This window comes from Yoonia rosea, from assembly GCF_900156505.1.
Classification (GTDB): domain Bacteria; phylum Pseudomonadota; class Alphaproteobacteria; order Rhodobacterales; family Rhodobacteraceae; genus Yoonia; species Yoonia rosea.
The window spans coordinates 64,822-90,683 of sequence record NZ_FTPR01000002.1; the positions used below are offsets into that span (position 1 = coordinate 64,822).

A 25,862-nucleotide genomic window follows, 5' to 3' on the forward strand; every position below is an offset into this window, starting at 1 on the left:
GGGTTTCAACCCACCCTACTCGACAACGCCAACCATCGGCCCAAGCTGGAACCCGAAATCACTGCGCCCTTGGGCGCGCGAATAAAGCCGCGATACCTTGCCGTCAAAATAGAGGGCGTTCGGCATAGCCAGATAGTCTTTGAAGAAAGACCCGAACTCGTGAAACGTGACACTATTGTTGGAAATCGCAAAGACCGCGGTCGCCCCATCGGTACTTGTGCCCACACCGTTACGCACAAACCGTGATGTACTGTCGGGCAGGAACCGCGGATGCAGCGCACCGTCAATCACCAGCATCGGCCCTGATTGGGTGGCATCGCGACAGGCGGGCGCATTTGCGACATAGGCGAGCGTTTCATAGACTTGTGCCGAAGTATCCGTGATGCAGAAAACCCCGTTGGGCAGCAGGCCAAAATTCCCCGGCCCCGCATTCGGGATCACGCGCATCGTCTCAATACCGCCTTCGACGTAATGACCCACAGGAGAGCGGTCATCGTGGTACATCCCCGCATTCATCGCAAAAGCAAGGCTGCCCACCGACGGCAGATCCTCCAGCGCGCCAAAGCTCCCAATCACGCCACCGTCCACATCCTTGTAGAAAAGACGCAAATCCTCTTGGGTCGCATCCACGGTGCAGACCGTATAGCTGTTCCCCAGATAATCAACGTCCTCGCAACTTACCGCCGCTGCCGGCAGCGCCCAAAAGAGCAATGCCACAGCGAGCCAGCGCATCAGTCGTCCAGATCCTGCCGCACGTGATCTTTGGCCAGCAAAGCGCGGGTCGCGTCGATCTGGTCAAACGTGCCGTCGATCTCGAACCGCAGTTCAGGCGCGAATTTCATCGTGCCACCTTTGACAACAAGGTGGCGGATTTCGTGCCGATTGCGGCGCAGGGCCTCAAGCGCCTCTTCCTTGCCCTGCCCGCCAAGGGGCAGCACAAAAGCCGTCGCAATCCGCAGATCGGATGTCATGCGCACCTCGCCCACAGTAATGGACATGCGCGCCAGTTCATCGTCATGCACGTCACCGCGTTGCAGGACCTCGGATAGGGTGCGGCGGATCACCTCGCCCACGCGCAACATACGCTGGGTGGGGGCCTTGCCGTCTCTGTTTGCATTCTTTGCCATGGCCTTCATGTAATCCTTGATCGCGTCATTGCCAAGCAAGCCTTTGCGTCCACGGCAATCCGCCGCTAAGAGAAGGCACGGATAAAGGAAACGGACCATGACAGACAGACCAGGCATCGTGATCACAGGCGCATCGGGCCGCATGGGCCAGATGCTCATCAAAACCGTGCTGGCCTCGGACAAATGCCGCCTTGTCGGCGTGTTGGAACGGACAGGACATGACTGGATCGGTCAGGATATCGGCACCGCCACAGGCGGTCAGCCAGTCGGCGTTGCGGTCACCGACGATGCCGTCGAAGTCTTCGCCAAGGCGCAAGCCGTCATCGACTTTACCGCCCCCGCCGCCACCGTCGGCTTTGCCGGTCTGGCCGCACAGGCGCGCGCGGTGCACGTGATCGGCACAACAGGACTGTCCGACGACGACCTCAAAGCCATCAACGCCGCTGCGCGCCATGCGGTCATCGTACGGGCGGGGAATATGTCATTGGGTGTGAACCTGTTGGTGCAACTGACCAAAAAGGTCGCAGCCGCTCTCGACGAAGACTTTGATATCGAAATCATCGAAGCGCACCACAATCAAAAGGTAGACGCCCCCTCTGGCACGGCCCTGATGTTGGGGGAAGCCGCCGCTGAAGGACGCGGTGTGGACCTCAAAGATGTCAGTGACAGCGGGCGCGACGGTATCACCGGCGCACGCAAACGTGGCGACATCGGCTTTAGCGCCATACGCGGCGGCGATATCGTGGGCGAACATGACGTGCTCTTTGCGGCCGCTGGCGAACGGATCGTGCTGCGCCACCTTGCGACAGACCGCGCGATTTTCGCACGCGGCGCGCTAAAAGCCGCACTCTGGGGCCAGGATAAAGCGCCCGGTGAATACGATATGATGGACGTTCTGGGCATCTAACCGACAACAAAAGGCAACCTTTCCATGACCAACAAACGCATTGTGCTTTCCTCTGATCACGCCGCTATCGGCATGCGCCAAACCATCGCCGATCACATCACGGCGCTGGGATACGAGGCCGTCGATATCGGGCCCACGACCCCCGAAAGCACGCCCTATCCGCAACATGGCGAAGCCGCCGCGCGGCGTGTCGCCTCTGGTGATTGCGCGCTGGGAATTATTCTGTGCGGTACCGGTCAAGGCATCATGATGGCCGCCAACAAGGTCAAAGGCGTGCGCTGCGGGGTGTGTTCCGATGCGTTTTCCGCACGCATGATCCGGCAGCACAACGATGCCAACATGCTCTCGCTCGGGGCACGCGTGATCGGCGATGCCCTTTCCCTCGATATCGTCGATGCCTTCCTGAATGCCGATTTCGAAGGTGGCCGCCACGCAACCCGCGTGGACATGATAACTGCAATAGAAGAGGGGTAAGGCGGCGCCAGCCGACCTTCGCAGCATGACGTGTCAACATCTGCTAAGCGGGGCAAACCGGTTATAGAGGGAATTCCTAGGTAATCCAATTCGTGTTTACGAACAAATTTGTTACGCAAGGTCAAAGCATTAGTGTCTCAGAGTAGCTACGTTTCCATATCGCCCATAATCGGCGAAAACTCGCAAACATCCATGTTCGTTGAATTTTCGATACCTTTATCCAACATGCTTTGATTGCAAAGAGAAGTAAGCATTCCGCGATGGGTGCTCTCACCGAACTGTGCGTAGTTTTGGAGTGTAAGGTACATTTTCTGTTTACGTTTATACTTCTTGATACCAGTGAAGGTACCCTTAATGAAAGTGTCCATTTCTTTGGCTTTAAAATTTTCGTCCGGAAAAGACAGGAATAAATTTCTGAGCACAGACACACGCATGAATTGATGAATCCAGAACTGCCAGTAGTTTTTTCGTTCGACGAATTTAGTGCCTGCTGGCCCATCGACAATAGTATCCATCCTCAAGTTCTGATCTTTTAGTAATCCCCGACACCTGCAAAAAAGAACGCCTTGGACGTTTTCGTTATTCATTTTTCTCACATACTCAAAAATTTCAGAAACCACTGAAATATCCAGAGCAATTGGGAATTTGTCGTCGATACACCAATAAACCCATTCATTATCAGGTAGATCTTCTAAAAGGGCCAGAAGCGTGCCCTTTATGTCTGGTGGAGTATTGATAGGCTCTAAAAGTTCACCGTGCCGCTGAACCAAGAGGCTAGGATGAACTTGGTAAGGTACACGAAAAGTGAATGGATGATTGGGCCACAAATCATTGTAGCTTTGAATCATGTTGTCAGCCATCGGATGGTACTTGTCACAACTTAATACAATGGCTTTCATGGCTTTAATACAATAGCTTATTCTGCAAATGTCATTTTCGACTGATTGAGGTGCCGTTGGTTTCCGAAATACCTGCCTCGTTCAGATTCGACTCTCTCGGTTCATAATCAATTGGTGAGGGCATGTTGTTGTTCGGATGCTTGCTTGTCGGATTATAGACCGTCTCAATATAGCCGACGACGTTCTGTATTAACGCGTAACATGTAAGGCACGTCCTCCGCTTGTTCCACTCCCGTTTCAAGAGCTAGACGAAGCTCTCTGCGAAGGCGTTGACATGACAGTTTCTGCAACAGCTCCCGCTCGCATTTGAATTATGTTTGTCAACGAACGAACGCCACTCTGTACTAATGAACTGTGACCATTTGTCTGAATGGAACGTGACCTTGGCCTTAGGCTTACGTCGTCAGACTACATTTAAGTGCGCCTGCAATGCGCAAAGGATATCGATCATGGGCTCTGAAGATTCGAGCGCTGCGGGGATACCTACTTCCCGATGTTCGTTGGACAGCCTTAGCTTCTTGGACACCGAGAATAGCGTTGTATGTCTAGGCATATTCTAAAGTGAACCAAATCGCACGGTGCCACGTACAAAAAGTGTTCGACGACATGCGGAGGACCCGATGAAACATGCGATTTTGGCTTTGGTACTCGCCACCGCCGCTGCGCCAGCGCTCGCTGACAGCTATGTTCCGGTCAAAGACGAGGCGACTTTTGTTTCGCTCGTTGAGGGCCGTGAGCTCAGCAATTTCTTCTACGGCGTCAGCCTCAGTGTTTCGCCAGACGGAAACATCGCGGGTTCAGCAATCGGCTGGGACATCGTCGGCAACTGGACGTGGAAAGACGGCTATTTCTGCCGCGAGCTAAGCTGGGGCGGCGATCCGATCCCTTATAATTGCCAACTGGTCGAAGCACGTGGCGATGACAGGTTGCGGTTTACGGTCGATCAGGGCGCAGGCGACAGCGCGTCTTTCCGCTTGCGATAATCTAGCCAAGATCACGTGATCCATAGCGCAGGATCACCGGCACAATCAGCTCTTCCTCATCAATCAAATGGCGGTCAAGCAGGCCTTCCAGCTTGGCCAATTCGTTCTGGAAATGCCCCGCCGCGGTCTGCAGCTTGTCGCGGTTTGCTGTCAGGCCAAGCACCTCATTCGCGCGTCCCACAAAATCGGCGAGAAATTCGTCCAGATCGTGGTGGTCCTTGTCGAGAATGGCAAAACCCTTCGCGATCCGCGCGTCTTTCTTCACCAGTTTCGGGAAATAATAGGTGTCTTCGATGGTGTGATGTTCGTGCAACCCGTTCACCAGCATACCACCATAGCGCGAAGTCAGCCCCGCGAAACGATCCGCCTCGATCTTGCGGTCCAAAAGCGCCTCAGTCCCGGTGCGCAACTCGCCCATCAGCTTGCGAAACATCAAATGGCGGTCCAGCCAGAACCGGATCAGCCCGTCAAAACCCGGGTCCATCTCCCAACCGTCACGCGGGTATTCCGCCAGAAGAACGCGCAACGCGTCCGGCAAGGCATCACGTTCGGCAAGTGCAAGTTTCTTCATAAAGAGGCCTTTCCAAACAACAGGGCATCTTTGGGCATAAACTGCTGGGTGATGCCGACACAAGCACCCCGTATGTCCATGGAGACAATCATCGGACCACCTTAGAAAATTTCTTGATTGATGGTGACTCAAGTCACAATTGTGCGCGTTTATCGTTTCCCCCCAAGTAGAACCCAGTGTCGCGGGGTCAACTGCCGATTAACCTTGCCATTTCCTGCTTGGAGACAAAAGATAGTGCCAGAGGCGTAGCTGATACGCTCACACTTCAACGATTGCGTCGCCAAGATGCAACTTCAGGGAGAAAAATGATGGCACTAAAATCCAGACTTTTCGTAACAACAGCCGCGGTGCTGATTGCGACCTCCGGCATGGTCTTTGCAGATGCGCACGCCACACACCCCGTGACCGGCGAGGCGCTGGCTTCGGATCAAACGTTTACCTACCGCGTGGGTGATGAAAGCCCGTCGATTGACCCGGGTCTGGTCGAAGACGTGGATGGCGCCGCTGTGGTGCGCGACCTTTTTGAAGGTCTCTACAATCAGGATGCCGCAGGCAATCTGGTGCCTGGCGTCGCACTGAGCCACGAGGTCAGCGACGACGGTCTGATTTATACATTCACGCTGCGCGACAATGCAAAGTGGTCCAACGGTGACACGGTGACGGCCGGTGATTTCGTCTACGCATGGCAGCGCGCCGCGTCGCCCGCGCTGGCATCGCCCTACAGCTGGTACATCGAACTGATGTCGATCGAAAACGGTGCCGCCGTCATTGCAGGTGACATGGAGCCATCCACACTTGGCGTCACAGCCATCGACGACACCACGCTCGAGGTCCGCCTGTCACAGCCTTTGCCATATTTCCCGCAAATGCTGACACATGGCACAACGTTCCCCGTCCACCAAGCGACCGTCGAAGAATTCGGCAACGACTGGGTGCTGCCTGAAAACATGGTATCCAACGGCGCCTATGTCCTGACCGAGTTTGTCCCGCAAGAGCGTCTCGTCCGCGAGCGTAACCCGATGTATTGGGACAACGACAACACCATCATCGAACGTGTGGTCAAACTGGTGGTGCCCGATGAGAACGTCGCTCTGACACGCTATCTCGCTGGTGAACTGGACATGACCGACGTGCCCGCAGGCCAGTTCCCGCGCCTTTCGGAGCAATATCCCGACCAGGCCGTTTCCGTGCCAATGGCATGTTCCTACTATTACATGTTCAACCTGCGCGACGGTGCATCGCCTGAAATTCAGGACCCCAACGTACGCAAAGCCCTGAGCCTCGCCATCGACCGCGACATCATCGTAAACAACGTGCTCGCCGGTGGTCAGAAGGCCGCGTACACGTTTACACACTGGGCGACCGCTGGCTTCGAGACACCCGACATCCCGATGGCGACAATGACGCAGGCCGATCGGAACGCGATGGCGGTCGAGCTTTTGACCGAGGCCGGCTATGGTTCTGACAATCCGCTCAGCATTGATCTGGTCTATAATACCAACGATTCCCACCGTTCTGTTGCAATCGCAATCAGCCAGATGTGGAAGCAGACACTGGGTGTCGACACCACGTTAGCCAATCAGGAATGGCAGACTTTCCTCGAAGCCCGCTCGAACGGTGATTTTGAGGTCGCGCGCGGCGGTTGGTGTGCAGACTATAACGAGGCCTCGACCTTCCTTGACCTGATGCAGTCGGAATCGGGCTATAATGACAGCAAATACGTGAACCCCGAGGTTGATGCGCTGCTGGCCGAGGCAAAGACATCCGCGAACCCGCAAGCCAACTATGACCGCGTTGAGGAATTCATCGCGCAGGATACGCCGATTATTCCAATCTACCACTACGCCGCAGTCGATATGTTTGCGGAGAACCTCGAAGGCTGGCCCTACGAGAACTTTGAACAGACATGGTACTCCAAAGATCTCTACAAGATCTCCGAGTAATCGCTTGACGTGATGGACCGCGCCCCACCCTTACGGGGCGCGGTTTTCCCATTCTGTGAGGACCCCTGACATGCTGAGCTTCGTCTTCCGCCGCCTTGCCGTGGCCGTGCCGACCCTGTTGATATTGGTCGTCCTGTCCTTTCTCCTGATGTACGCAGCCCCCGGTGGCCCGTTCAATTCCGAACGCCCGCTACCCCCCGAGGTGCTTGCCAATATCGAGGCAAAATACGGGCTGGATCAGCCGTTCTGGAGGCAGATCGTCAATTACGTGGTCAGCGTGGTCACGCAATTCGATTTCGGGCCTTCTTTCCAATACAAAGACCGCAGCGTGAACGACGTGATCGCGCAAGGCTTCCCGGTCACGCTGACCTACGGGTTCTGGTCCTTTATCGTGGCCGTCACAGTGGGCGTGTCACTGGGGGTTGCCGCCGCAATCAAACAAAACTCATGGGTTGATTATTTCGCCGTTGGTGTGTCCATCGGCGCGCAGGTCCTGCCGAATTTCGTGATGGCCCCGCTTTTGCTGCTCGTCTTCACACTCTGGCTGGGATGGTTGCCCGGTGGTGGCTGGAACGGTGGCCAGTGGCAATTCCTGATCATGCCGGTGATCGCACTCTCAACATCCTACATGGCCTCGATTGCGCGGATCACGCGCTCATCGATGCTCGAAGTGTTGAACACCAATTTCATCCGCACCGCCCGCGCCAAAGGCCTGCCGATGCGCCGCGTCATCTGGAAACACGCGATGAAGCCCACAATGCTGCCGGTGCTATCCTATCTCGGGCCAGCCTTCGTCGGCATGATCACCGGTTCTGTTATCATTGATGTGTTCTTTTCCACCGGCGGCATTGGGCAGTTCTTTGTGAACTCTGCTTTCAACCGTGACTATTCTGTTATCATGGGGATCACCATTCTGGTGGGCACCCTGACAATCCTGTTCAACCTTCTGGTCGATGTCCTCTACGCGTGGATCGACCCCAAGATCCGCTACTAAGGGGGCTGTGTGATGTTACCCAACAGAGCAGCCGTCGAAGGCATTGCCGAAAATATGCAACTGGCCGAGGTCAAAGGCCGGTCACTCTGGGCCGATGCGCGCACACGGTTCTTGCGCAACCGCGCCGCTGTGATTTCGCTTATCATGCTATGTGCCGTGGCAGGCTTTGCGCTCTTCGGGGGGCTTGTCGCGCAATACGAGGGTGATTTCGTCAACTTCAGCCTGATCGGCAGCAACGCATACCTTGGCGTCCCGTCCCTTGAGACAGGGCACTATTTCGGCACCGACAGCAACGGGCGCGACCTGTTCGCACGCACCGTGCAGGGAACCGGTATTTCACTGATGGTCGGTGTCGTAGGGGCCTTGGTCGCCGTCATCGTCGGCACGCTTTATGGGGCAACCGCAGGCTACTATGGCGGACGCATTGACGGGATCATGATGCGGATCGTCGATGTGCTGATGTCGATCCCGTTCATGTTCGTGCTGATCCTGATGCTGGTGATCTTCGGCCGCTCGATCTTTATGCTGTTTCTTGGCATCGGGCTGATCTCCTGGCTTGATATGGCGCGGATCGCGCGGGGGCAGACACTCACCATCAAGAACAAGGAATTCGTCGAAGTGGCGGTAGCCACCGGCGTGCGCCCCAGCAAGATTATCCTGCGCCATATCGTACCGAACCTTCTGGGCATCGTGATCGTCTACGCCACGTTGCTGGTGCCCAATATGATCATTTTCGAAAGCTTTATCAGCTTCTTGGGCCTCGGCGTTCAAGAACCCGCCACCTCGCTGGGTGCTTTGATCAACGAAGGCTCGCGCACCATGCAGTTCGGCTATTACTGGCAGATCGCCTTCCCGCTTTTCTTTTTCATCATCACCATCTTCGCCTTCTTCTTTGTCGGCGACGGTCTGCGCGACGCGCTTGACCCCAAGGACCGCTAGATATGAGCCTGTTGGAAATCGAAGACCTCAAAGTCACCTTCACTACGGCCGATGGCGATGTGAACGCAGTGAACGGCGTCAGCTTCCATATCGACAAGGGCGAAACCCTTGCGATTGTCGGCGAGAGCGGGTCCGGCAAAAGCCAGACCGCCTTTGCCACGATGGGGCTTTTGGCCAAGAACGGGCGCGCCACGGGGAAGGCCCGCTTTGACGGTCAGGACCTGTTGCAAATGTCGCAGCGCGAATTCAACGCGATCCGCAGCAAGGACATCGCGATGATCTTTCAAGACCCCATGACCTCGCTCAACCCCTATCTCAAGGTCAGCGACCAGATGGCCGAGGTGCTGATGCTGCACAAAGGCATCGGCAAATCCCAGGCGGTGCAGGAATCAGCGCACATGCTTGACGCCGTGCGCATCCCGGATGCGCGTGCACGGATCACCATGTACCCGCATGAATTTTCGGGCGGGATGCGCCAGCGGATCATGATCGCCATGTCGCTTCTGTGCCAACCCCGCCTTTTGATCGCGGATGAACCGACGACCGCGCTTGATGTAACCGTGCAGGCACAGATCATGCAGCTACTGGGCGATATCCGTCAGGATTTCGGCACCGCTGTGATCCTGATTACCCATGACCTTGGTGTCGTCGCTGGTTTTTGCGACCGCACGCTGGTGATGTACGGCGGGCAGGTCATGGAAGAAGGCACCACCGATGATATTTTCGCCACCCCCGCCCACCCCTATACCAGCGGGCTGCTCAAGGCCGTGCCGCGTCTGGATCGCGATGATGGCGACCTTCTGACCATCGCCGGCGAACCGCCGGACATGTCGAACCTGCCCACTGGCTGCCCCTTTTCGCCGCGCTGCGTGGTCAGCCTTGATCACTGCAGCAACCAGCGCCCCGCGATGGAAACCACCGGCAACCGTCGCCGTGCCTGTCACCTTCCCGCAAGCGAGGTCGCATAATGGACCCCCTTCTGTCAGTCCGTAACCTCTCGGTCACTTTCGATGTCGCAAAACCCGGCGCATGGCCGTGGACACCACCGCGCAAACTACACGCCGTTTCCGAAGTATCGTTCGAGCTGAAACCGGGGGAATGCCTTGGCATAGTGGGCGAAAGCGGCTCGGGCAAATCCACACTCGCGCGCGCCATCGTCGGCACGATCCCCTCCTCTGGCGGGAACATCTTCTTCGAAGGCGCGGACCTTGCCAACATGGATACGCGCGACCGCCGCGTGCACCGCCGCGATGTGCAGATGATCTTTCAAGACCCGCTTGCCGCGCTGAACCCGCGGATGACCGTGGGCGAGATCATTGCTGAGCCACTGATCACCCATGAGCCGAACACCCCCCGCGCCGAGGTCAAAAAACGTGTCGGTGCATTGATGGAACGGGTCGGCCTGCTGCCCAATCTGATCAACCGTTATCCCCATGAGTTCTCGGGCGGCCAATGTCAGCGGATCGGGATCGCCCGTGCGCTGATCCTGAAACCGAAACTGATCATCTGCGACGAACCCGTCTCGGCGCTCGATGTGTCGGTGCAGGCGCAAGTGATCAACCTGCTGATGGAATTGCAGCGCGACATGGGGTTGTCGATGATCTTCATTGCGCACGACCTGAGCGTGGTAAAACACATCAGTGACCGCACGCTGGTGCTCTATCTGGGCCGCGTGATGGAAATGGCAGAGAGCCGCAAACTCACGACGTTGCCGGAACACCCTTATACGCAGGCGCTGATCGCCTCGGTCCCGATCCCCGATCCGGTACTCGAACGCGCACGCCCGCGCCCCGTCCTTGAGGGCGAGTTGCCATCACCGCTGTCACCCCCCTCAGGCTGCGTGTTCCGCACCCGCTGCCCCAAGGCACAACCCTCCTGCGCGGGCGCACGACCCATGCTTGAAGACATCGGCGGCAACCACCTTGTGGCTTGCCCGTTCCACGAAGCAGAACAAGTCCTGGCAGTCGGCACCTAGCGAAGCAACGCTAGTAATCACGCTCGTAAAAAAGCCCGATGCTGGTATCACCCGCCTGATTCACGCTGCCTTTGGCCGTCACCTCCGAGGTGACATCAAGGTTCAGGTTGATCTCTGTTTCACCGGTACTTGTGACCGTCACATCGGTATAGACGTTTTCCGACACATAGGCCCCCGCCCGCACGGCGGCATTGCCTTCGTCGTCGGTGGTCACATCAAAATCATCAAGTCCGACCCGTTGGCGGAAACTGTCAAGCGCACCACCCCCGCGCCCTGCCAAAGTACTGATGGCCGAGGCAAGTTGCACAGCTTGCAAAGGGCTGATGCTTTCCAGATCACGTCCGAAAATCAGCTGCGATAACACCTCGTCCTGCGGCAGTTCCGGCACCGACAAGAAACTGACCTCGGGCGCACCGGCGGGGCCCTCGACAACGATGCTGATCACTGTGCCGGTATCTGTTTCCGTGGTCGCCACAAGGCGCAGGAACGGGGCAAAATCGCCCTGAAGCGTAGCCGTCCCCTCATCCAGTTCAAAGCGCTGTTGCAAGATGTCGATCCGCCCGCGGATCAGCTCGAACCGGCCCACAGGGATCACATCATTGCTGGTGCCACCAATTGTCAGGCTCCCGCCCAATTCTGCATCAAGGCCACGGCCGCGAATAAAGATACGCGACGGTGCATTGATGACGATATCCAGCGGAAACGCCGGTCCACTGCCGCCCGTACCGGCATTCTGTGAACCGTTGCCGTTGACCACTCCGGCCCGCTGCAACGTGCGCCGGACTGCGGCAGAGGCATCGACATGCCGGACATCGGGCAAATCGCCCAGTGAACTGATTGAAGACGACGGCACCTGCACATTTGTCTCGCCAAGCTGCAATCGCCCTGAAATCCGTGCGCCACCGCTTAGCGGACCGGTGAGGTTAATCGCGCCCGCAACACGTGACGAATAAAGGTCGGGGTCCTGCAATACCATATCGTTCAACGCGACCGTGATGTCTGCCTGATTGGGCGCCGTCAGCGCAACAGGTCCGCTAATCGAAATACTGCCCCCACTTTCGACACGGGTCCGCAAATCAATCTGCGCACTGCCATTCGCCATACTGATACCACCCGCAATATCCGTCAGCGCCTCACCCAGGTTCGGTGCGGCCAAACGCCCGTCCGAGAAGGTAATCTGCCCTGCCAAAGACGACAGGGCGGGTGGTCCGTTCACACTCAGATCGAAATTCGCAAGTCCGCTGAGACGCCGCGGATCAATCGCTGTATTTGCCAAGGCCAAAGGCGCGCTGCCATCGACATCAATCGCGAGCGTGCCATTCTGGCTCACATCCCCCACAATCTGTGCATTCAACCCGCCCGGGCCGGTGCCCGTTGCATCAATGCCCCACGTGCCGTTTTCATCCAAAGAGGCTGACCCGCGCGCACGGATCGGTCCGCTGATCTGATCTGTCAGAATGCCCACGTCGCGCAAACTGGCGTTGAACCGGCCCTGACCGAAACCGGCCGCCCCGTTGAGCGCGCCCACGACCGACAATTCACGGGTGGACACCTCTAATGTCCGCACCGCCAGAACCTCATCCGCGAATGACACAGTCGCGTTAATGCGGCCTGTTCCCGCCAAAAGCGCGTCAGCAGTCGGGTTGCCAATACGCAGGTCTTCGCTGCGCAGGTTCACTTGGGTATCAAAGCGGGTCAGGTCAGGCAGCAGGCTCCCTGATGCTGTCAGATCAACACTGCCTGCCAACGGTTGACCGATCAGCGTGGCAAAAGCTCCAAGGCTCTCGACCTGCAGGTCCAGATCACCGGTGACTTCGCGCGCATTTTCGGGGGATGCCACTGTTGCGGTCAGCCCCACATCTGTCCCCGGCCCCGAAGCGCGCAGCGTCACATCGGTTGCATCCATCGGCGCAGGCACAGCAGTCAGGTCCACGGTCACCGGCCCGCTCAGGCTGGGATCAAGCAAGGCGGCATCATCGATCCGGAACGAAAGATCCGCCGTGTTCGCGCCCGTCAGCGACACATCTGCATCACCGCGCAGCGACATTGCAGGCGTCTGGACCAGCAGATCACCGATCCCGAACCGTCCGGCACCCACATGCGAAAGTGCCGCTGTAAAACTGCCGTCGCCGCTCAGTAAAGGGTCGACGCGCGCGACACCCGTCACCAGATCGCGTGTTTCACCGCGCACATCCACGTCAAACCTCTGCCCATCCGCAAGCAGCACACCATTGCCCTCAACCGACAAAGCACCGGCCAAGGGCCGCCCAGCCAAACCGGCATAGCGCGTCAGATCGCTGATCTCGGCGGCGAGGGCTGCGTTGAGCGTCTGCCCTGTTTCAGCGGGATTAACGGTTCCGCTGGTTTCAAATGTCGCCGCAGGGCCGGTACCGCTCAGGGCAAATTCGATCCTGCCATCCGCACGCCGTGTCACGTCACCCGCCACGGCGGCGGGTCCTGACAGCGCTGGCAGAACGAGGGCGACATCGCGCAGGCTTGCATTGATCCGTGCATCTGCCCCGTCGCTGGTCAACGCCGCACTGGCACGGATGCTGGCCGCATCAGTGTTTACCCGCAGACCCTCAAGCCGCGTGCCTTCGGTATCCCGCACCGCAGTCGCCGCGAAGGTCCCCGTGCCGGCCAAAATGCGGTCTGCCTCGGGAATATCTACAGACAGATCACTGGTTTCCCCGGACACCACGAAATTGAACAGACCATCCAGCGGCGTCATATTCGCCAGCACGGCCAGTTCGGCCGCTCCCCCGATATCGCGCCCCGCGAGTGTGGAAAACCGCCCCAACCCAGCGATACCGACATTCATTGTGGCATTGGTGCGGAAACCGGCATCCGCGCCCTCGATCGTCGCCTGCGCCTGCGCGTCCAGCCCGGCACCACCCAGCGTGAACCGCGTGATCTCTATCGGCGCGCCCTCAACGCGCGACGCGTTGAATTCGCCGCCAATCTCGTCTCCAAAGGCCTGCGCCGCACCTGCATCATCCAGTTGCAGGCCGGTCGCGCCATAGGCAAGATCAGCTGTGAAAAGTCCCTGTTGCGCCCCTTCGCCAGAGCGTAACAAACCCCCGCCCTGCAGGCGCAGCGTATCAATCCCAAGACCGGGGCGTTCCAGACCCGCAACGCTGATATCAGCGCGCCACGTGTCTGCGACCGCCGCGTCATAGCTGATCGCCAAATCCATGCCATCCACAAAGGTACGTGGGCCACTGAGCGGCAACAAAACGGGATCATTGTCCAAAGCGGTAATGCCCCCGTTCAGATCAATCACCGCGGGCCAACCCGCACTGTCAATCTGTACCGCGCCAATCAACGCCACGCGGCCCGCATCCAGCGCAAGCTGCTGCACATCAATGCGCCCGTCTGCCGCCTGCACGACCTGCGCAGACAGGCTGGCGTCATTGCCAAAGAACCCTTGGTATTCGGGCAAAAACAGCGGGCTGATATCACCACCAATATCCAGCGAAATGCGGCGCGCGTCCCCTGCGCTGGACAGGCCAAAGTTACCCGTCAGGCGGTCCTGTCCATCCGTCGCAATTGCCAAAGTCGCCGCATAATCGTCCAGCGGCGCTGCACCCGCGACTTCCAATTTGACTGCGGGCCTGCCGGGCAAATCAATCAGCCGCGCTACAATGCCATCGGGCCCCTCATCAAGGTTCAGGAACAGATCGAGCAGGCGGGTCTCGTTCACAAAACTGCCGTTGATCTCGAAGACACCCGATTTATCGCCCAAGCGCTCGGCGTTGAGCGCCACAGTCCCTTCGCCATCCGCCAGCTGCGCAGATCCGTTCAGCGACACCGTGATCGGTTCGCCCAAAAACGCCTCGCCCAGCTCGACGCTGTCGATACGCAGCTGATCAAGGGACACGCTGACCGGCAGTTCCGGCAAGGAAAACGGCTGTGCCTCCGGCGCGGGGCCCGTGTTTTCCGACAAGGGCGGGCGTGATACGATAATCCGCGCAGCGCTCAATTCGCTGACATCAATGACCCCCCGCAACAGTGCTGTTCGTCGCCAGTTCAGTACGATGTCTTCGAGCGTCAGCCAGACACCTTCCGCATCGGCAATCGTCAGCACGTCAATGGTTGCCTCGGAACTCAGCGCGCCCTCGAACCCCTGAATGTTCACCTGACGGCTAACACCGGACAGGTTTTCCTCGATCAAACCCGCCAGATAGCCCTCGTCGTCATCTTCTTGTGCTGACGCGGTAAAAGGGGCGGCGCAAAGCGCACCTATGATCAAAAATCGTTTCAAAACGCTTGTCCGATACCGATGTAAACCTGCAAGTCCTGGCCTGCATTATCGCCATTGGCCTGTGTCGCCAGATCAAGACGGATCGGCCCGATGCCAGTGTTGTATCGCAAACCAACCCCCGCACCTGCATGCCATTCTGCATCTTCGAAAGGCGAGGCCGCAGCACCCACCTGACCAACGTCATAGAAACCGACAAGTGAGATGTTCTCGCGGATCGCATAGCGCGCCTCAAGCTGTGTCCCGAGGAAGGATGCCCCCCCTGTTGTCACGGTCTCAAGGCCCTCTACTGTTTCAACGCCCAATGATTGATAGGCCTGTCCGCGAACCGTACCACCACCGCCCGAGTAGAACAGAAAATCTGCGGGCGCTTCGGTCAGGTCAGCACCCAGAACGCTCCCCAGTTGTACACGTCCGGCCAGTGTCAGCTTTTCTTGCTCGCCCAAGGTCACATACCCCCGCGCATCACTATAAAACCGCGCACCGCTGATTTCACCGTCGGTGCTGATGAACGGCGTGGTGCTCACATCAAGATAGTAGCCGTTTGATGCATTCGAGGGCTCATCGCGGCGGTCCAGTGTTGCGTCCAAGGGCAGGGTGAACAACGTATATTCGCGGGTTTCCAGTGCGGTTTCTTCACGTGCCCGCAATAGTCCGACACCCGCGCGGACAGTCAGATCATCGCTCAGGATCCGTGAAAAGCCAGTTTCAACGCTGATCTTGTCAAGCAGGAACTCCGGTTCGTCCTGCCGCGAAATTTCGCCGCTCAGATAATAGTCGGTGTCAGGCCCAAAAGTTGCAGGACGCGTGAACGTGCCGCCCACACTGTAGTCAATGCCGCCGGTTTCACCGCTGATGCCGGACACCTCTGCATCCACGCGGATACGTTCCGCGCCACCCAGCAGATTCCGGTGCAGCCAGAAAGAGGACAGCGTGACACCTTCGATCGACGAAAGTTCGATTCCGAAACCGATCCTGCGGGGGTTGGCTTCGGACACTTGCGCATTGATCGGCAGCGTGTCGTCCGCAGCAATCTGGTCAGCTTCGGAAAGCGCGACGCTTGCAAAACTACCGGTCCGACGCAAACGGCGTTCAGCGGCGGCCATTTCTTGCGGCGAGAAAACCTCTCCTACAGGTAAACCCGCTATTTCACGAACACGATCATCATCCACGTTGCGGTTGCCCGACACCGAAAGCGGCCCAAACCGCAGACGCGGCCCGGTATCGAGGGCAACATCGACATCCAGTTTCGCATCCGCATGGCGCGCAATGACGCGCTGATCGGAGACACGCGCCTTGGCATAACCCAGATCGCGCCAACTGTTGATTCCGCCCCGCACCACATCGCCGATCACAGCCGACTCCGCAGTCCGACGTGGGCCAAGATCATCAAGCAGCGTCGTCGCAGGCGGAAGCGGGGCAATCCGCACATCGCCAAAAGTAAACCTCCGACCGGGATCAACCGTGATCAGCACCTCATTGATTGCAGCAGGCGCATCCAGCGGCGCGACATTCGCGGCCTCGCGCCCGTCAACAGTGATTGAGATTGTCCCACCATAGTACCCCGACGCATAAAGCGCCGTCAGCAAGCGGCGGTAGTCTGCACGGGCGGCGGCGATATAGTCTTGCGGCGCTGACCCTGCTTCCAGTGCAACCAGCAGAGACGCGTCGTTCAATGCGGTTTCGGCGGCATCCGTCACCAGCCGCACGTCTTGCGCAGAAGCGGAACTGGCACAAAAAAGCACAATCGCACAGGAACGTTTCAACATGTTTCTACCGCGCCTCCAACGTCGGATCGGCTTTTCTTTCCACTCGTGTTGGGTGGCCTACAGGTGTCGGCCCCGACTTTCCAATCACAACCGGATGATAGGATGTTTTCCATCCGCGTCGAGCGGCTTCTGGAGCGCCCACCTTATGCAAACGGGTCTTCCGGGTAAGTCACCCCCGCCAGATAGAGCCCCTGCGGCGGGCAAACAGGCCCACAGGCTGCGCGGTCTTTTGCCGCCAAAGCCACACCGACATCGTCCGGTGTCCACGCGCCTGCACCGACGCGCTCAAGCGTGCCGACAAAGCTGCGGACCTGATTGTGCAGGAAAGACCGCGCCCGCACATGAAACCGGTATTCGGTGCCATGATCATGCGGCACCACCTCGATCCGCAATTCATCCAGGGTCTTCACGGGACTTTTCGCCTGACAGATCGAGGAGCGGAAGGTCGTGAAATCATGTTGGCCCAGCAATTGATCCGCCCCCGCCTGCATCGCTGCTGCATCCAGCGGATGGTTGACCCGCCACATCTGTCCCGCCTCAAACGTCAGCGGCGCACGCCGCGACATCAGGCGAAAGAGATACCGCCGTTCCAGTGCATCAAACCGCGCATGCCAATCATCGGCAACCTGAGCACAGGCCACAATCGCGACAGGCGCCGGCTTGAGGTGGAAATTCAACGCCTCTGACAAGCGGAACGGGTCCCAATCCTTTTCCAGATCACAATGCGCCACCTGCCCTGTGGCATGGACCCCCGCGTCGGTGCGCCCAGCGGCGGCAATCGTGTGGTCGCGGGGCTCCAGCTTGGCCAAAGCCGCTTCAATCGCGCCCTGTACGGATGGCTGATCATTCTGCCGCTGCCACCCTGCGAAGGGTGCGCCAGAATATTCAACAAGAAGGGCATAACGGGGCATTGGACCGGATTAGGGGGAGCAACAGCCAAAATCAATCCCTACACATCCCGTCACAGCGTGCCTATCTTCAAACAAAGCACTGAAGGGGCCGACTTTGGTTATCGCAACAATCGCAGATCAGATCACACGCACCATCGAGGGTGTGGGCCACACGCTGACCGCCCCTTTCAGCGATCCGGTGATCCGCCTCGGCGTCACGGGCCTGTCGCGCGCGGGCAAAACGGTATTCATCACCTCACTGGTGGCCAATCTGATGGACCGCGGCCGCATGCCCCAGCTAGAGGCCGCAGCGTCGGGCAGCATCCGCACCGCCTATCTGCAACCTCAGCCTGACGATACCGTCCCGCGCTTTGCCTACGAGACCTATCTAACCCAACTGACCGCCCCCGACCCAAGCTGGCCGCAAGGCACCCGCCAGATCAGCGAACTGCGGATTTCCCTGCGTGTGCAGCCCAGCGGGCTGTTGTCAGGCCTCTCCGGCCCGCGCACCGTGCATATCGACATCGTCGACTACCCCGGTGAATGGTTGCTTGATCTTGGCCTGCTTGATCAAACCTATGCGGAATGGTCGACGGCTGCATTGGACCGCGCCAAAGGTCGGCCTGGCGGTGACCATTACGCGGCTCTTGCGGCAGGTGTCGACCCCACTGTCGCGCTGGATGAACCCCAAGCGCAGGTACTGGCCGAACGCTTTACCGCCCACCTCAAAGAGGCCCGCGAAGCAGGCTTTTCCGATTGCTCACCCGGTCGCTTCCTGCTTCCCGGTGATCTTGCCGGATCGCCTGTCCTGACCTTCGCCCCCCTGCCCGACGCGCGCTATCCGCGCGGGTCATTGGGCCGCGAGTTCGAACGGCGCTTTGAAAGCTACAAGCGCAATGTCGTGCGCCCGTTCTTTCAGGACCATTTCGCCAAAATCGACCGCCAGATCGTGCTGGTCGATGTGCTGGGCGCGATCCATGCAGGACCCGCAGCACTTGATGATCTGCGCAATGCCATGGCGCGCATCCTCGGGGCCTTCCGCCCCGGGCGCAACGCCTTCCTGACCCGTATTTTCCAAGGCCGCCGCGTCGAAAAAATCCTTTTCGCCGCCACCAAAGCCGACCACCTGCACCACAGCCAGCACCCGCAACTGACCGCGATTACCCAAGCGCTCTTGCGCGAGGCCAAGGACCGCGCCGATTTCGCAGGCGCACAGACCGCCGCGATGTCGATTGCCGCCTTGCGCACGACCGTGGAAGAAACGGTTGATCACAAGGACGGCCCGCTTGACGTGGTGCGCGGCCGCCTGCGCGACACCAATAAGCAAGCCGCTTTCTATCCCGGCAAGCTTCCTGACGATCCTGCCCATCTGCTTGCACCGGCAAGGGAAGGGTCCGACAAATGGCTGGACGCGGATTACAGTATCATGAACTTTGCCCCCGCGCCCCTGACCCGCAAACCCGGCGACGGGCCACCCCATATCCGTCTGGATAAAGCCGCGCAGTTTTTGTTCGGAGACCGCCTATGACCCGCGGCCCAGTATTGATCGACCTCGAAGGCACTGAAGCCGCACAGCCCGACATGGCCCCTGCCGTGCCCGATGTGCCGCATGGTGCCGCCATGCAACAGGTCGCGGCGATCGCGGCGCGCCGCCCCTCACGCCTCGCGCGCTGGTTCTGGTCTGTCACAATCGCCCTGACGGGCTTTGTGGTGTCACTGGCCGCATGGGATTACATCAACACACTTCTGGCGCGCTCGCCCATTCTGGGCGGCATCGCAACCGCGCTTGTCGTTCTGCTCATCGCCGTCCTTGCCATCATCGCCCTGCGCGAACTGGCAGCCTTTGGGCGCTTGCGCAAACTCGACCGCATTCAGCATCAGGCACAATCCGCCCTGCTGTCTCACGACCTTAAAGAGGCGCGCGGCGTCATCGCTTCACTGGAAAAGCTTTATGGCAACCGCGACGACACCGCTTGGGGACGCGCTGAACTGACGGCCCGCCGCGACGAAGTGCTTGATGCCGACGGCCTGCTTGGCCTTGCTGAAACCACACTGCTTGCCCCGCTTGACGCCCGCGCCCAGCGCGAAGTCGAGGCCGCCGCAAGGCAGGTCGCAACTGTCACTGCCATCGTCCCCATCGCCTTGGCTGATCTGTTTACGGCCCTCACCGCGAACCTGCGCATGATCCGGCGGATCGCAGAAATCTACGGCGGCCGCGCCGGAACCTTAGGCAGCTGGCGGCTGACGCGCACCGTACTGACCCATCTGGTCGCAACCGGTGCCGTCGCTGTAGGTGATGATCTGATCAGCTCGGTTGCCGGCGGCGGGGTTCTGTCAAAGGTCTCTCGGCGCTTTGGCGAAGGCGTCATCAATGGCGCACTGACCGCGCGCGTCGGCGTTGCCGCGATCGAGGTCTGCCGCCCGCTGCCTTTCCATGCCGCCAGGAAACCCTCGGTCAGCGGCCTTGTCAGCCGTGCGATGAGCGGACTCTTTAATCGGGGCGCTTAGAGGCCGCGACAGGCAAACGCAGATGCACGGCCAACCCACCGAGGGCTTCATCCTTGGACAGCAGGATCTTTCCGCCATAGGCATGCACAAGATCATGCGCAATCGCGAGCCCGAGACCGGTACCGGGCTTGGATGTATCAAGCCGCTGCCCGCTCTGGGTGGCCTTCGCGATCTCTTCCTTGGGAATACCAGGGCCGTCATCCGCAATGGTAATCATGATCTGGCCGTCTTTCGTCAGGTCCGCTTTTAGCCGCACCTCAGAGGCGGCCCACTTCAGCGCATTGTCCAGAAGGTTGCCCATCACTTCTTCAAAGTCACTTTGATCCATGCGCACACGCATGCCGGGATCAAAACTCGCGGTGAATGTCTTGCCCTCGTTTTGTGCAAGCGCGTTGAACGCACGCTGCATGCGGCCCAGGGCGACATCCAGCGGCGTTGCGACAACCATTGTGCTGTCAGTGCCATCCGCGCGCATCCGCGCAAAGGATCGTTTAAGCTGCGCATCCAGCCGATCCAACGCATCCACGGCTTCATGCACATCGTGGCCGTTCATCATGAGCATGTCCAACTCGTTGCGCATGATGGCCGACGGGGTTTTGATTGCATGGGCGAGGTCTGCAGCCTGCCTGCGTGAGCGGCGCATGATATCGCGGTTGCGCTCCATCAGGGTGTTGATGTCATTCACCAAAGGCGCAACCTCAACCGGATAGTCGGCGACTTTCATCCCGCCGTCCTGTTCCCACTTGCCCGAAACATCCTGTCGCAGTTTGTTGAGTGGCCGCAACACCACCGCAACCTGCGCCAACGCACCCAACACGCCCATGAAGGCAACAAAAGCAAAGGCCGTCAAAAGCGTGCGTCGCAAGTCCATCTGCTCTTCATCAAAGCTCTGCAAGGATGCGGCAACCTGCACATGCCAAAGCGAGCCATCACGGACGCGGACCCACCTGCCAATGCCCAAGAGGGATTCGTTATTGGGGCCCAGAAACTCACGCCGTTGGGCAACTTCCGAGCGCCCGATGGCCGCGGGCAAACGCGCCTCTACCAACGAAGGCGAGGCATAGATCTTACCATCCTCGGTCTCGACCTGCCAATACTGCCCCGACAGCGGCACCTGATACACCAGATCACCGATCGCGCGGTCCAGACCATCGGTGGTGTCGCTGTTGTTTGTAACCGCAACGACCGCCTGCGAATGGCGTGTTTCCAGCACATCAAGAAAACGGGCCTGGGCCTGTGATGTCATATAGGACGACAGGCCTGCCAAACCCAAAACGATGATCGCGACCGCCCAAAGGATGCCGCCTGTCACTGCGCGGGCGCGTAACGATGTCATGCGGTTGCTTTGATAACGTAGCCCCTGCCGCGCACAGTCTCGATCAGGTTACTGCCCAGCTTCTTGCGCAACCGGTTCACAAAGACAGCGATCGTGTTGGAATCACGGTCACCTTCATGCTGATAGATATGATCAGACAGCTCTGTCCGCGACACAAGCCGACCCGAGTTGTGGAAGAGATAGGACAGCACCGCGATTTCCTGTGACGTCAGATTGGCTGGCACACCTTGGACCGTAACCTGATTGTTACGGGTATCAAAGGTCACATCATCCTTTGAGAAAACCGGCGTCGCTTTTCCGGCCTTGCGGCGGATCAGGGCACGCACCCGCGCCGAAAGTTCCGCCATGTGGAAAGGCTTGGTCAGATAATCATCCGCACCCGCATCAAGACCATCCACACGGTCCGTCCAGTCGTTGCGCGCCGTCAGGATCAGAATCGCGGTATCATTTCCACCACTGCGCAGGTTTTTCAGCACCGTCAGACCATCCCGAATGGGCAGGCCAAGGTCCAGAATAATGACATCATAGGGTTCAGTTTCACCAAGATACTGCGCTTCGGCCCCGTCGATCGCTACGTCAACGGTGAGCCCCTCGGACACCAGTGTTTTCTTTAGTTGGCTGGCGAGCACAGGCTCGTCTTCGGCAATTAGGATTCGCATGTTATTTCCCTAATGCCGCGAGGTGGCAAAATTTGGGCGAATATGAGTCACCAGACACCGTCCTTTGTGGCACGCGAACGTGGCGGATTCGAAAGCACAAAATGCGCAGAAGACACCCCGCCATTGGCAAGACCCGAAGGCGGACTTGGCTGCACAGGCCTTGTGATTGACAATCCAAAGAAAAAGCGGACTTTTGGTCTCCGCAAGTCAATCAAATACGCGATCCGTGAGGTGATGCTGGATTTGTATTTTACCGACCACGGTTTGTACGGCTCCAAGATTTTGAATATTGCGTGGCCGGAAGAAGCTTGATTGCGCTCGCAGGAGATATGAGAAAAGCGGACAGACGTCGCCCGTAGGTCGCGGTCCGGCAAACAACAGAAGGCGTATGCAGTGAGTGATACCGACTTAAAGCCGAGGCGTCTGTCTTTTATAGACGCGGGCAAGATCATTCCGCCAATGAACCTTGAGGTGATCGTTGCCGACCATTGCAATATCACCTGCCGCCAATGCAATCACGCTTCACCGATCATGAAAAAATGGAATGCAACGGTCGAAGAAACCGAGCACTCTCTGGGGCTGCTTGCTGAGGTCTATCACTGCAAAAAGTTGCGGCTGATCGGTGGCGAACCGCTTCTGAACCCAAATATCGTAGACTTGATCAAGATCGCAAAGCGTTCGGGGATTGGCGACGTCGTTCAACTGACTACGAACGGGATGTTCTTGGATCGCCTTCCTGACGAAGGGTGGGTTGATCTGGATGAGATCGAAATCTCGCTTTACGAAATTTCGAAACTCTCAGATGCAAAGATTGAAGAGCTGCGGCGCAAGGGTAAGCGGTTCGGTACGAAAGTGAACGTTTCGCGTTACCCCAATTTTCGCATGACGTTTTCGTCGCAAAAGGCGGAAAGCACCAGTTTGGTCGAAGACATCTGGAGCGCTTGCAAGATGGCCAATGTTTGGGGCTGTCATGCGCTGCGACAGGGTCGTCTCTATCGTTGTCCGCAATCCATTTACGTCCCCGGTTTCACGGGCGGACAGCTCGAGGAAGAGGGGTTCAAGATCTCTGACGGCCCAACACTTCAAGAAGATCTGCTGCGCTTTCTGAACGCGCCCGGACCACTGAAGTCATGCGCACACTGCGTCGGTTCCTGTGGAAAGCAGGTCCAGCAGGCAGGCCTTGACCGCAGAGCATGGAAAGCAGACCTCGATGTGCCGTTCAGGGATATGATCGATTTTGAACTTATGGAAAAATCCAAGACCGCGATACAATTGATCGACGACTGCCGTCAGCCGGTCAAGCCGCCTCGCAAAGCGAAGCGGATTCTGCAAAAGGTTCGTGCGCTCTGGGCGGGCTGACACGAGAAGTTGTACGCGTCCAGCGCAAGCGCTAGACAAATGTCGCGGCAGAAATGACGGAGTAACTATATGACAGAACGATATAAAATAGCAGGTCCGGATATCGTCCATGAGAGCTTTGGTGGCGATCTTGTCGTTCTGAATCTGCGCTCGGGTCAATACTTTGGTCTGAACGCATCAGGTGCGGCACTGTGGTCTGCCATCATCGCGGGGCAGGATGCCGCCGGCTTGAGCGCTGATGACACCACAAAGCAAATGGCGTCTGGTTTTGTGACGCAGCTTCTTGATCACGAACTCATTATCCGGGATGACCTTGCCGGTGAGGGTGCACCCACGGCATCCATATCCCTTCTGACCCCGCCAACGATAGAAGCCTATGACGATCTTTCTGACCTGATCGTCGCTGACCCCATTCACGACGTAGACCAAAACGCGGGATGGCCGAAATTACCAGATGCCCAGTGATTTCAGGTCAATCATTGTCGGGACTGTCCCTTACCCCCCAAACACTTTTGGAAGATCTGGCAAGCCTGTTTTCAAGGGCCGAGACAGCCTTTGACAGCGCACGATACAGCCGCACCTACGGCGTGGCGGGCGAGACATTCACCGTTTCCTCGGATCAAAAGGGCTACCTGAACGCAGTGGACCGGGCCATCTGGTCACACACCCCTGACACCGCCGTATCGACGCGTATTTTTGTCGGCGTGGCGGGTGAAAACGATTGTCCGTCGATCGCCTGGCGCGCTGCGCAGTTCGAAGAACGGCAGGTCGAGGCGTTTCTCGCGCCGACACGGTACCGCATGCACTACTATCACCCGCTTTCATACTGGCAGGTCTTCGATAAACAAACCGCGACAGGTCTTCAGATTCTGAACAGGGCGGACCAGTATCCTCCATGGGACCTTGGATCCCCATTGCGCAATTTTCTGCAATGGCAACTTGCCTCGCGGGATGGGGCACTGATCCATGCGGGCACACTTGGTGTCGCAGACAAAGGCGTCTTGCTGGCTGGCGCCGGCGGGTCCGGCAAGTCGGGCACCGTACTTTCGGGGATTATGGCGGGGCTGACCACCGTTGGTGACGACTACGTCTTCGTGACACCGTCATCGCTGCGTGCCTATCCTCTCTTCGAGACGCTGAAACAGGATGCGGACGGGCTGGCGCGGGTTGGCCTTACCGACCATCCAGCCATACCGGCCAAGACCAACTGGCAGGACAAATACCAGTTCTACATCCATGACCTTGGCCTGCCTGATCTTCCCAGCAGCCTTTCGCTGAAAGCACTCCTTATCCCGCGCATAACGGGACAGGCGCAAACCGGACTTTACCCGGTTTCCGCCAAGGAGGCTTTTCTTGCGCTGGCCCCGTCAGGCGTCACACAAATCCCGGGAGACCGCCCGCTGCTTTATGCAACGGCTGCGGAAATATCACGGCGTTTGCCTTGTTTCAGGCTTGATCTGGGCGGTGATCCCGATGAGGTTTCCTCCACCATTCGCCAGTTCATCGAAGGCATCTGAAATGAAGACGACGGTGATCGTCCCGGTCTATAACCGACCCGACAGCTTGGTCCTTGCGATCAGGTCCTTGATCCGTGAGCGGAATGCCGTGGATATGGATATTCTCATCGTGGATGACGGATCAACAGACCAGACCCCGGATGTGATCCAAAGTCTGGCGGACAGTCATCCCGAGATCAGGGCTGTGCGCCGGGATAATGGCGGCGTAACCAAAGCGCGGAACACCGGGCTCGACAACCTGCACGACGAAACCGCGTTTGTGACCTTTCTGGATTCCGATGATACGCTCGCTGCCGATCGATTTGCCACTGATATGCCAATTCTCCAAGCGCAGCCGGACATCGCACTGACCTATGGAAACATGGTCGCGACCACGCAAATAGACCCGCTTACACTGCGGCCTGTGCAGGGTGCCGCGCAGAAAGAAATCACTGGCATTCATTTGTCATGCGCCCTGATGCGTCGCAGTCTGATCACGCGGATCGGTCGCTTTGACGAGACCCTGATACAGGCCGAAGACACAGATTATCTTCTGCGTATTTTCGAAACCGGCACAGGTTTCGTCCAGACCTCCACGATCTGTCATTACTACCTGCGGCACGATGGCGGCATGACACAGGATTTCGATCTGGGGCGAAAGTACTTCGCGCGCGCCGTCATGAAAAGCCTGCAGCGGCGCAAGGCGGATCCGACGCGGAAACTGCATAAGCCTACGTTCGACCTTATGCTCCCACCGGAGTTGATATGACTG

At 58.2% G+C, this 25,862-nt stretch carries 24 protein-coding genes; 15 read left to right on the top strand and 9 right to left on the bottom strand.

The window, feature by feature from the left end; translation table 11 throughout:
• Window positions 1-15: 15 nt before the first annotated feature.
• The gene (locus B0B09_RS11560; RefSeq protein WP_076659954.1) at window positions 16-732 is read right to left on the bottom strand and encodes a phosphodiester glycosidase family protein; all 717 of its coding nucleotides are present in this window, start codon (window positions 730-732) and stop codon (window positions 16-18) included.
• Window positions 732-1,127 carry a 30S ribosome-binding factor RbfA gene (rbfA, locus tag B0B09_RS11565; RefSeq protein WP_055685217.1) on the bottom strand — a complete coding sequence of 132 codons (396 nt, stop codon included), beginning with the start codon at window positions 1,125-1,127 and terminating at the stop codon, window positions 732-734. Before rbfA ends, B0B09_RS11560 begins: the two co-directional genes overlap by 1 nt.
• A gap of 97 nt (window positions 1,128-1,224) precedes the next feature.
• On the opposite strand from rbfA, the gene dapB reads away from it, so the two are divergent.
• Window positions 1,225-2,034: a 4-hydroxy-tetrahydrodipicolinate reductase gene (dapB, locus tag B0B09_RS11570; protein ID WP_076659955.1), complete on the top strand. Its 810-nt coding sequence runs from the start codon at window positions 1,225-1,227 to the stop codon at window positions 2,032-2,034.
• A 24-nt stretch (window positions 2,035-2,058) separates the two neighbouring features.
• Entirely contained in the window at window positions 2,059-2,508 is a 450-nt protein-coding gene (gene rpiB / locus B0B09_RS11575) for a ribose 5-phosphate isomerase B (RefSeq protein ID WP_076659956.1), read from the top strand.
• A 146-nt stretch (window positions 2,509-2,654) separates the two neighbouring features.
• Here the strand turns inward: rpiB and B0B09_RS11580 are convergent, their stop codons facing one another.
• The gene (locus B0B09_RS11580; protein ID WP_076659957.1) at window positions 2,655-3,407 is read right to left on the bottom strand and encodes a hypothetical protein; all 753 of its coding nucleotides are present in this window, start codon (window positions 3,405-3,407) and stop codon (window positions 2,655-2,657) included.
• 620 nt (window positions 3,408-4,027) lie between these two features.
• On the opposite strand from B0B09_RS11580, the gene B0B09_RS11585 reads away from it, so the two are divergent.
• Window positions 4,028-4,390 (top strand): dihydrodipicolinate reductase, encoded by a 363-nt coding sequence (locus tag B0B09_RS11585; protein ID WP_076659958.1) that lies wholly within the window; start codon window positions 4,028-4,030, stop codon window positions 4,388-4,390.
• 1 nt (window position 4,391) lies between these two features.
• Here the strand turns inward: B0B09_RS11585 and B0B09_RS11590 are convergent, their stop codons facing one another.
• Window positions 4,392-4,961 carry a hemerythrin domain-containing protein gene (locus tag B0B09_RS11590; RefSeq protein WP_076659960.1) on the bottom strand — a complete coding sequence of 190 codons (570 nt, stop codon included), beginning with the start codon at window positions 4,959-4,961 and terminating at the stop codon, window positions 4,392-4,394.
• 308 nt (window positions 4,962-5,269) lie between these two features.
• On the opposite strand from B0B09_RS11590, the gene B0B09_RS11595 reads away from it, so the two are divergent.
• From B0B09_RS11595 to B0B09_RS11615, 5 genes are all read left to right on the top strand, one after another.
• Window positions 5,270-6,904, top strand: coding sequence for a peptide ABC transporter substrate-binding protein (locus B0B09_RS11595; protein WP_076660644.1), 1,635 nt, complete (start codon window positions 5,270-5,272; stop codon window positions 6,902-6,904).
• Between the two features lie 70 nt (window positions 6,905-6,974).
• A complete protein-coding gene (gene oppB / locus B0B09_RS11600; protein ID WP_076659961.1) occupies window positions 6,975-7,898 on the top strand; it encodes an oligopeptide ABC transporter permease OppB in 924 nt (307 codons plus the stop codon).
• A gap of 12 nt (window positions 7,899-7,910) precedes the next feature.
• Window positions 7,911-8,837 carry an ABC transporter permease subunit gene (locus tag B0B09_RS11605; RefSeq protein ID WP_055294876.1) on the top strand — a complete coding sequence of 309 codons (927 nt, stop codon included), beginning with the start codon at window positions 7,911-7,913 and terminating at the stop codon, window positions 8,835-8,837.
• A 2-nt stretch (window positions 8,838-8,839) separates the two neighbouring features.
• Window positions 8,840-9,805: an oligopeptide/dipeptide ABC transporter ATP-binding protein gene (locus tag B0B09_RS11610; protein WP_076659964.1), complete on the top strand. Its 966-nt coding sequence runs from the start codon at window positions 8,840-8,842 to the stop codon at window positions 9,803-9,805.
• Window positions 9,805-10,812 (top strand): oligopeptide/dipeptide ABC transporter ATP-binding protein, encoded by a 1,008-nt coding sequence (locus B0B09_RS11615; RefSeq protein ID WP_076659966.1) that lies wholly within the window; start codon window positions 9,805-9,807, stop codon window positions 10,810-10,812. The genes B0B09_RS11610 and B0B09_RS11615 overlap by 1 nt, the downstream gene beginning before the upstream one ends.
• A 10-nt stretch (window positions 10,813-10,822) precedes the next feature.
• On the opposite strand, the gene B0B09_RS11620 is transcribed toward B0B09_RS11615, so the two are convergent.
• From B0B09_RS11620 to truA, 3 genes are all read right to left on the bottom strand, one after another.
• Window positions 10,823-15,076 (bottom strand): translocation/assembly module TamB domain-containing protein, encoded by a 4,254-nt coding sequence (locus B0B09_RS11620; protein ID WP_242654414.1) that lies wholly within the window; start codon window positions 15,074-15,076, stop codon window positions 10,823-10,825.
• Window positions 15,073-16,842 (bottom strand): autotransporter assembly complex protein TamA, encoded by a 1,770-nt coding sequence (locus B0B09_RS11625; RefSeq protein ID WP_076659968.1) that lies wholly within the window; start codon window positions 16,840-16,842, stop codon window positions 15,073-15,075. Before B0B09_RS11625 ends, B0B09_RS11620 begins: the two co-directional genes overlap by 4 nt.
• A gap of 143 nt (window positions 16,843-16,985) precedes the next feature.
• Complete coding sequence (truA, locus tag B0B09_RS11630; protein ID WP_076659970.1) at window positions 16,986-17,753, bottom strand: tRNA pseudouridine(38-40) synthase TruA; 768 nt, start codon at window positions 17,751-17,753, stop codon at window positions 16,986-16,988.
• A gap of 94 nt (window positions 17,754-17,847) precedes the next feature.
• Between truA and B0B09_RS11635 the strand changes: the two genes are divergently transcribed.
• Together B0B09_RS11635 and B0B09_RS11640 are read left to right on the top strand one after the other, a co-directional pair.
• The gene (locus B0B09_RS11635; protein ID WP_076659973.1) at window positions 17,848-19,260 is read left to right on the top strand and encodes a YcjX family GTP-binding protein; all 1,413 of its coding nucleotides are present in this window, start codon (window positions 17,848-17,850) and stop codon (window positions 19,258-19,260) included.
• The gene (locus B0B09_RS11640; protein ID WP_076659976.1) at window positions 19,257-20,240 is read left to right on the top strand and encodes a YcjF family protein; all 984 of its coding nucleotides are present in this window, start codon (window positions 19,257-19,259) and stop codon (window positions 20,238-20,240) included. The genes B0B09_RS11635 and B0B09_RS11640 overlap by 4 nt, the downstream gene beginning before the upstream one ends.
• Here B0B09_RS11640 and B0B09_RS11645 read toward each other — a convergent pair.
• Window positions 20,224-21,576 carry a sensor histidine kinase gene (locus B0B09_RS11645; protein ID WP_076659978.1) on the bottom strand — a complete coding sequence of 451 codons (1,353 nt, stop codon included), beginning with the start codon at window positions 21,574-21,576 and terminating at the stop codon, window positions 20,224-20,226. The two genes, B0B09_RS11640 and B0B09_RS11645, sit on opposite strands and share 17 nt — an antisense overlap.
• Window positions 21,573-22,235 (bottom strand): response regulator transcription factor, encoded by a 663-nt coding sequence (locus B0B09_RS11650; RefSeq protein ID WP_076659980.1) that lies wholly within the window; start codon window positions 22,233-22,235, stop codon window positions 21,573-21,575. Before B0B09_RS11650 ends, B0B09_RS11645 begins: the two co-directional genes overlap by 4 nt.
• A 42-nt stretch (window positions 22,236-22,277) precedes the next feature.
• Between B0B09_RS11650 and B0B09_RS11655 the strand changes: the two genes are divergently transcribed.
• The 5 genes from B0B09_RS11655 to B0B09_RS11675 all read left to right on the top strand — a co-directional run bounded on the left by B0B09_RS11655 (window position 22,278) and on the right by B0B09_RS11675 (window position 25,859).
• Window positions 22,278-22,547 (top strand): hypothetical protein, encoded by a 270-nt coding sequence (locus tag B0B09_RS11655; RefSeq protein ID WP_076659982.1) that lies wholly within the window; start codon window positions 22,278-22,280, stop codon window positions 22,545-22,547.
• Between the two features lie 147 nt (window positions 22,548-22,694).
• Window positions 22,695-23,594, top strand: a complete 900-nt coding sequence (locus B0B09_RS11660) for a radical SAM protein (RefSeq protein WP_076659984.1) — start codon at window positions 22,695-22,697, stop codon at window positions 23,592-23,594.
• A 69-nt stretch (window positions 23,595-23,663) separates the two neighbouring features.
• Window positions 23,664-24,059, top strand: coding sequence for a PqqD family protein (locus tag B0B09_RS11665; RefSeq protein WP_076659986.1), 396 nt, complete (start codon window positions 23,664-23,666; stop codon window positions 24,057-24,059).
• Window positions 24,060-24,106: 47 nt separating this feature from the next.
• A complete protein-coding gene (locus B0B09_RS11670) occupies window positions 24,107-25,111 on the top strand; it encodes a hypothetical protein (RefSeq protein ID WP_076659988.1) in 1,005 nt (334 codons plus the stop codon).
• A 1-nt stretch (window position 25,112) separates the two neighbouring features.
• Complete coding sequence (locus B0B09_RS11675; RefSeq protein ID WP_076659991.1) at window positions 25,113-25,859, top strand: glycosyltransferase family 2 protein; 747 nt, start codon at window positions 25,113-25,115, stop codon at window positions 25,857-25,859.
• Window positions 25,860-25,862: the final 3 nt, after the last annotated feature.

Bases quoted from the DNA above. Each gene is read 5' to 3' on its own strand.
- B0B09_RS11560 (WP_076659954.1), bottom strand. From the start codon at position 732: ATGCGCTGGCTCGCTGTGGCATTGCTCTTTTGGGCGCTGCCGGCAGCG.
- rbfA (WP_055685217.1), bottom strand. From the start codon at position 1,127: ATGGCAAAGAATGCAAACAGAGACGGCAAGGCCCCCACCCAGCGTATG.
- dapB (WP_076659955.1), top strand. From the start codon at position 1,225: ATGACAGACAGACCAGGCATCGTGATCACAGGCGCATCGGGCCGCATG.
- rpiB (WP_076659956.1), top strand. From the start codon at position 2,059: ATGACCAACAAACGCATTGTGCTTTCCTCTGATCACGCCGCTATCGGC.
- B0B09_RS11580 (WP_076659957.1), bottom strand. From the start codon at position 3,407: ATGAAAGCCATTGTATTAAGTTGTGACAAGTACCATCCGATGGCTGAC.
- B0B09_RS11585 (WP_076659958.1), top strand. From the start codon at position 4,028: ATGAAACATGCGATTTTGGCTTTGGTACTCGCCACCGCCGCTGCGCCA.
- B0B09_RS11590 (WP_076659960.1), bottom strand. From the start codon at position 4,961: ATGAAGAAACTTGCACTTGCCGAACGTGATGCCTTGCCGGACGCGTTG.
- B0B09_RS11595 (WP_076660644.1), top strand. From the start codon at position 5,270: ATGGCACTAAAATCCAGACTTTTCGTAACAACAGCCGCGGTGCTGATT.
- oppB (WP_076659961.1), top strand. From the start codon at position 6,975: ATGCTGAGCTTCGTCTTCCGCCGCCTTGCCGTGGCCGTGCCGACCCTG.
- B0B09_RS11605 (WP_055294876.1), top strand. From the start codon at position 7,911: ATGTTACCCAACAGAGCAGCCGTCGAAGGCATTGCCGAAAATATGCAA.
- B0B09_RS11610 (WP_076659964.1), top strand. From the start codon at position 8,840: ATGAGCCTGTTGGAAATCGAAGACCTCAAAGTCACCTTCACTACGGCC.
- B0B09_RS11615 (WP_076659966.1), top strand. From the start codon at position 9,805: ATGGACCCCCTTCTGTCAGTCCGTAACCTCTCGGTCACTTTCGATGTC.
- B0B09_RS11625 (WP_076659968.1), bottom strand. From the start codon at position 16,842: ATGTTGAAACGTTCCTGTGCGATTGTGCTTTTTTGTGCCAGTTCCGCT.
- truA (WP_076659970.1), bottom strand. From the start codon at position 17,753: ATGCCCCGTTATGCCCTTCTTGTTGAATATTCTGGCGCACCCTTCGCA.
- B0B09_RS11640 (WP_076659976.1), top strand. From the start codon at position 19,257: ATGACCCGCGGCCCAGTATTGATCGACCTCGAAGGCACTGAAGCCGCA.
- B0B09_RS11645 (WP_076659978.1), bottom strand. From the start codon at position 21,576: ATGACATCGTTACGCGCCCGCGCAGTGACAGGCGGCATCCTTTGGGCG.
- B0B09_RS11650 (WP_076659980.1), bottom strand. From the start codon at position 22,235: ATGCGAATCCTAATTGCCGAAGACGAGCCTGTGCTCGCCAGCCAACTA.
- B0B09_RS11655 (WP_076659982.1), top strand. From the start codon at position 22,278: ATGAGTCACCAGACACCGTCCTTTGTGGCACGCGAACGTGGCGGATTC.
- B0B09_RS11660 (WP_076659984.1), top strand. From the start codon at position 22,695: ATGAACCTTGAGGTGATCGTTGCCGACCATTGCAATATCACCTGCCGC.
- B0B09_RS11665 (WP_076659986.1), top strand. From the start codon at position 23,664: ATGACAGAACGATATAAAATAGCAGGTCCGGATATCGTCCATGAGAGC.
- B0B09_RS11675 (WP_076659991.1), top strand. From the start codon at position 25,113: ATGAAGACGACGGTGATCGTCCCGGTCTATAACCGACCCGACAGCTTG.